This is a genomic window from Aminobacter sp. P4_H6_2 (assembly GCF_056400805.1).
In genome coordinates, this window is the sequence record NZ_JBFUKO010000357.1 from 1 (window position 1) to 5,513 (window position 5,513).

General features: G+C 59.9%; 5 protein-coding genes. 1 reads left to right on the forward strand and 4 read right to left on the reverse strand.

Going from position 1 to position 5,513, the window contains the following annotated elements; translation table 11 throughout:
* Window positions 1-1,666 (forward strand): GMC family oxidoreductase (locus tag AC1DUU_RS21540; protein WP_476785429.1); only part of this gene is annotated, 1,666 nt, incomplete at its 5' end.
* Between the two features lie 120 nt (window positions 1,667-1,786).
* On the opposite strand, the gene AC1DUU_RS21545 is transcribed toward AC1DUU_RS21540, so the two are convergent.
* The 4 genes from AC1DUU_RS21545 to AC1DUU_RS21560 are packed head-to-tail and all read right to left on the reverse strand — an operon-like array spanning window position 1,787 to window position 5,481.
* Window positions 1,787-2,884: a D-TA family PLP-dependent enzyme gene (locus AC1DUU_RS21545; RefSeq protein WP_476785430.1), complete on the reverse strand. Its 1,098-nt coding sequence runs from the start codon at window positions 2,882-2,884 to the stop codon at window positions 1,787-1,789.
* Window positions 2,881-3,570, reverse strand: coding sequence for a TetR family transcriptional regulator (locus AC1DUU_RS21550; RefSeq protein WP_476785431.1), 690 nt, complete (start codon window positions 3,568-3,570; stop codon window positions 2,881-2,883). The genes AC1DUU_RS21545 and AC1DUU_RS21550 overlap by 4 nt, the downstream gene beginning before the upstream one ends.
* Window positions 3,564-4,643 carry an ABC transporter ATP-binding protein gene (locus tag AC1DUU_RS21555; protein ID WP_476785432.1) on the reverse strand — a complete coding sequence of 360 codons (1,080 nt, stop codon included), beginning with the start codon at window positions 4,641-4,643 and terminating at the stop codon, window positions 3,564-3,566. The genes AC1DUU_RS21550 and AC1DUU_RS21555 overlap by 7 nt, the downstream gene beginning before the upstream one ends.
* A gap of 10 nt (window positions 4,644-4,653) precedes the next feature.
* The gene (locus AC1DUU_RS21560) at window positions 4,654-5,481 is read right to left on the reverse strand and encodes a carbohydrate ABC transporter permease (protein WP_476785433.1); all 828 of its coding nucleotides are present in this window, start codon (window positions 5,479-5,481) and stop codon (window positions 4,654-4,656) included.
* Between the last annotated feature and the right edge of the window lie 32 nt (window positions 5,482-5,513).

Below are 5,513 nucleotides of genomic sequence, written 5' to 3' on the forward strand. Positions count from 1 at the left end.
ACCTTGGTTCAGCAACTACCGAACGTTGGGGGATGGAGCGATGAGCCGGCAGCGTATCTGCGACGTCCTGATCGTCGGCGCCGGTGCGACAGGGTCGCTCGCCGCACTCGTCTTCGCGAAGGCTGGACTCGACGTGGTCTGCCTGGAGCAAGGATCCTGGGTAAAGGCTGACGATCGGCCGCACGGACATGCAGACTGGTCTTGGCAGAGACGCAACAGATGGAACCCCGACGTCAACAAGCGCGACCACGCAGACGATTTTCCGGTCGAGTCCAACTCATCGCAGATTCTCATGTGGAACGCCGTTGGCGGGTCGACCAACGTTTATGGCGGGCTGTGGCCCCGCTACCGTCCGTCAGACTTCAGGAAGGGCATCGAACATGGCCTTCAGCCCGACTGGCCCATCACCTACGAGGACGTCTCCCCCTTCTATGAACTCGCGGATCAGGTCGTAGGCGTCTCGGGGCTGACAGGTGACCCTGCAATGCCACCGCGCGAGCGCTGCCCAACCCAACCGCTGCCTGTATCCGACGTCGCCCGGCGGCTTTCGGCCGGTTTTGACAAGCTTGATTGGCATTGGTGGCCCGTCGAGGCATCAGTCATCACGGAAGACTATGACGGTCGCCCTGCCTGCAACAATTGCGGCGTATGCAATGGCTGCCCTCGCGGTTCGATGAACGAATACGCGACATCGATCTGGCCCAAGGCATTGCGTGCGGGGTGTGAACTGCGAACCCATGCCCGCGTCCTCAAGATCGAGAAGGGAGCGGATGGCCGCGCGACCGGCGCCTACTACATAGATCGCGACTCCAACCAGGTTTTGTTCCAGAAGGCGCGGATTGTTGTCGTGGCAGCCAACGGCGTTGGAACGCCGCGCCTCCTGCTGGCCTCGGACAACTTGGCCAACGGCAACGACCAGGTCGGCCGCAACCTGCTGCACCACACGCTCGTGGCGTCCGAAATGTGGGTCGACCGCCCGGTCGACGGACACATGGGCTATGCCGCCTCGCTGATCAGTCGCGAATTCGCGGAAACCGACCTGTCGCGCGGCTTCGTGAACGGCTTCAACCTCAACTGCATCACTTCGACTCCATCTGCCGGGGAGTTGGCTACCGGATGGCTTTCGTCGGCCCATGCGCCCTGGGGATCAGGGCATCATCGATGGTTCGAAAATCATTTCGGCCATTCTATCGGCGTCTTTGCCATCGGCGATGATCTTCCCAATCCCGAAAATCGCGTCACGTTGGACACTCGGACGGATTCGGACGGAATGCCCGGAGCTAAGCTGCATTACGCGCCCGGTGAAAACGACAAGCGCATGATGAACTACATGCTGGATCGGCTGAAGGATCTCGCGCAGGCATGCGATGCCGTCGAGTATCGTCTGCAGGACTACCGCGATGCGAATGGGGTATACCGGACGCCCGCCTGGCATATGCTGGGCACATGCCGGATGGGCAAGGATCCGGAAACCTCCGTGGTGAACGGCTGGAACCAGAGTTGGGAGGTGCCCAACCTGTTCATCATCGACGGGAGCGTCCTTGCGACCGGCGGGACCGTGAATCCGACGCCGACGATATCCGCGCTGGCCCTACGGTCCGCGACCTACATACGCGACAACTTTGCCGCCTTGTCCAAGGCCACCAGCCTTCCGGCAATGGCATGATTGCTGAGCGGAGCGAGTGGTCTCTGYGACGCTCGCTCCGACTCAACTACAAGAACATTGGCCACATCCCTCGAAAGTGGCACACTCAGCCGGGACGCAGACCGGTTCCGTCCAGCGAACTCAGGTGATCCGACCGCGCGCTGCCACCGGCTCGGCCCGGACGTAATACTCTCCCCTGACGAGATGCACGCAATCGACCATGTTGCTGACGACACAAGCATGGTTGGGGATGATGCGCAGGAACTCCCCCACCGAAGGCATCAGCTCGCCGCCATATTCGATCCGTCCGTGCTCTTCGTTGAGAGAAGTGACTGAGCTGTCGGGGCGGTCCAGTACCATGCCATAGCCGCTCATGCCGAAGAGATCGGACGTCAGCACCTTCGTGCCGGCATCGACGATCGCTCGGCCTCGCGCGGGCGAACTGACGACGGTCGTCAGCACCGTCAGCGCGCAATCTTCCGGCCCGCAAGCACCAGCAGAGACAAGCGAGCGATCATTGTAAATGTAGCTGCCAGGCCTGTACTCGGTCAGGCTGGCGTGATGCTTCATTGCGTATAGGTCGGGGGTTCCGCCGCTCGACACGACTTCGGCTTCGATCCCCGCAGAACGAATGATTCGAGCAACACGCTCCAGCCATTCCCCGGCTGCATTGCCCTGGCCCGGAGCCGGGTAGGTCATCACGCCAGCGAAACGCAAGCCTGGGGAGCTGGAGATCTGCCGGGCCAGTTCGAGCGCATCCTCCGGGGTCAGGACGCCACACCGCTGCATGCCGGTATCGCATTCCACCAGGACGCCGAGTTCACTTTTTCCGTCCGCGAATGTRCGCGCAAGGCCACCAACGACTTCGGCGCTGTCGGCAACCACCGAAAGGTGGCACCGCTCGGCGAGATGCCTGAGCCGCTCAAGCTTGCGATCGCCGACAATGTTGTAGGAAATGAGGATGTCATCGATTCCGGCATCGGCCATCACCTCGGCTTCGCCGATCTTCTGCGCCGTCACGCCAACAGCCCCCGCCGCCAGTTGTGCGTGCGCCAGTAGCGGCAATTTGTGCGTCTTTATGTGGGGCCGGAGTGTAACGCCGAGCTTGTCACACTGCTCCTGACAGCGACTGATATTCCGTTCGACGATATCGAGATCGATCAGCACCGCGGGCGTTTCGACGACGTCGCGCCAGCGCCGCGGACCGGCATCGGGCAGCATCAGGGGCTTTGCGGTCATTCTTTTCCGTCCAAGGATTTGACGTTGCGCAGATAGTCGAGAACCATTTCGGTCATATGCTGGAGACGCACCTCTTCCGCACCCTTCCCGTGCAGATCGCGATTGAAGACCACGCCGAGCGTCCAGCGATTGGCTAGGAAGAAATAGCCCAGGCCGACGATCGAGATATAAAGTTCGACGACATCGACATTCGACCGGAAAATGCCCTGCTCCTGACCGCGGCTGATCAACTCGCTCAGGCGCCGCGATAGCGGCGTGAACATGCTGCGGATGCTCGCCGATCGCTCAAGGTGCTGGGCCTTCATCAGGTTTTCGGAGTTCACCAGAACGATGAATTCCRGATGATCGACGAAGTACTGGTATGTGTGCGCGATGAGTTCGCGGATGCCAGCTTCCGGCTCGAACTCGTCCAGAACCAGGGCCTCGTTCTGCGAGCGAAGCTCCCGGTAGATATCTTCCAGGACGGCTACGAACAGATCATCTTTCGAACTGAAGTAGTGATAGAGAACACCCTTGCTCATGCCCGTGCGGATGGCGATCCGATCCGTGCGAGCACCATCGTAGCCGTTCTCGGCAAATTCCTCGCGAGCTGCTTCGATGATCATGAGCCTGGTACGCTCGGGGTCGCGCTTCTTGGCAGCCGGCTTTGCTTCGCYTTCAGAGTCGCGCTTGCGCTTTTCTACCACCGGATACGCTCCTTCGTGTCAGCTGCGAAGAGATGGAGGTTGGTCGGGTCGAAGACGAGCCCGACGTTCTCTCCTTGTATGAGATGCTGGCGGGTCCGGGACTGGACCGTCCATTTTCCGGAACCGACCGAAAGAATAACATTGGTCTCGCACCCGGTATGCTCGACGAGATCGACCGTACCGGTGAGTTTGGCGCCCTCGGGAGAAACAACTTCCAGGTGTTGTGGCCGCACCCCTGCTACAACCTCCTTGTGGGCCGACGGTGGTACATTGGCAAGGTTGATCGGACCTGAGCCGGCATGGAATTCGAGCGTGGCTGCTCCGTCTCCGGCCGCCAACGTTGCGTTGCCCAGGTTGATTGTCGGAGAGCCAAGAAACCCGGCGACGAAAACATTTGCCGGCTTGTCGAAAAGTTCGAGCGGCGTCCCCACCTGCTCGACCTTGCCCCGGTTCATCACCACAATGCGATCGGCCATGGTCATCGCCTCGATCTGGTCGTGCGTGACATAGATTGACGTGGCGCCCAACGACTTGTGCAATTGGCGGAGCTCGATGCGCATGTGGTGCCTGAGTTTCGCGTCGAGATTGCTCAGCGGTTCGTCGAACAGGAAAGCCCGCGGCTCTCGCACCATCGCCCTGCCCATCGCGACGCGCTGGCGCTGTCCTCCCGAAAGGGCACGCGGCTGCCGGTCGAGAAGCGCATCGAGATGCAGCGTGCTGGCAACTTCGGCAACAGAACGACCAATTTCGTCCTGGCTGGCGCCGCGCAGCTTCAGGGGAAAGCCGATGTTCTGCGCGGTCGTCATATGCGGATAAAGCGCATAGGTCTGAAACACCATCGCGAGATCACGTCTCTGCGGTCCGACGTCGTTAACGACCTCGCCGTCAATGGCGATGGTGCCTCCCGAGATGGATTCCAGTCCGGCGATCATCCGCAAAAGCGTAGACTTGCCGCATCCCGACGGACCGACCAGGACGACGAATTCGCGATCCTCGATTGCGATACTGACGTCGTCTATGATCGTAACCGCGCCATATTGCTTGCGAATATTGGTGAGATTAATCGAAGCCATTCAGCTCCTCCTACTTGACCCCACCAAGCGCCATTCCCCCAATGAGATAGCGCTGGATGGATGCAAAGACGATTGCGACAGGCACCGACGCAAGCAACGTCGCGGCCATGATGAGATGYCATTCAATTTGGTAGAGAGTGCCTGTCAGGAACGCGATCTGAACCGGCGCGGTCTGCTGGGTGACTTGACGCAACAGCGTCAGCGACATCGCGTATTCGTTCCAGGAATTGACGAAGGTGAAGATTGCCGTGACGACGATCCCGGGAAGGCATAGCGGCAGGAATACCCTGACGAAGGCGCTGAACCGGCCGGCGCCGTCGATCCACGCCGCCTCCTCGAGATCCTTCGGAATGGTCGCGAAATAGCTCTGCAGCATCCACACGGCAAATGCCATGAAGAAGGCGCTGTGGGCGATGACGACCGACAGCAGGCTGTTGACCAGGCCGAAATAGGCAAACATTCGAAACAGGCCGACAATCAGGACGATCGGCGAGATCATCTGGGTGATGAGAAGATAATTGGTCAGCGCGCCTTTGCCGGGAACTCTCATCCGGGTGAGCGCATAGGCGGCAGGTATGGCCACGGCCAACGACAGAACGGTCGCCCCGATACTGATCGCCAGCGAATTGGCCAATGCCCGTCCAAAACCTTTCTCGAAGATGAGTTCCGCGAAGTTGCCCAGATAGAGCTCTCGCGGCAACCACGTGCGATGGAAGGTGAATATTTCGTCCTTCTGCTTCAACGACGTCGACAGCATCGTCGCGTAGGGAAACAAAACTACCAGGAGGAACGGCGACAGGAGTGCCCAGCAAACAAGACTTTTCTTCGCCTTAGTCATCGTTTCGCGCTCCCTGTGCTTTGGTCAGAAAC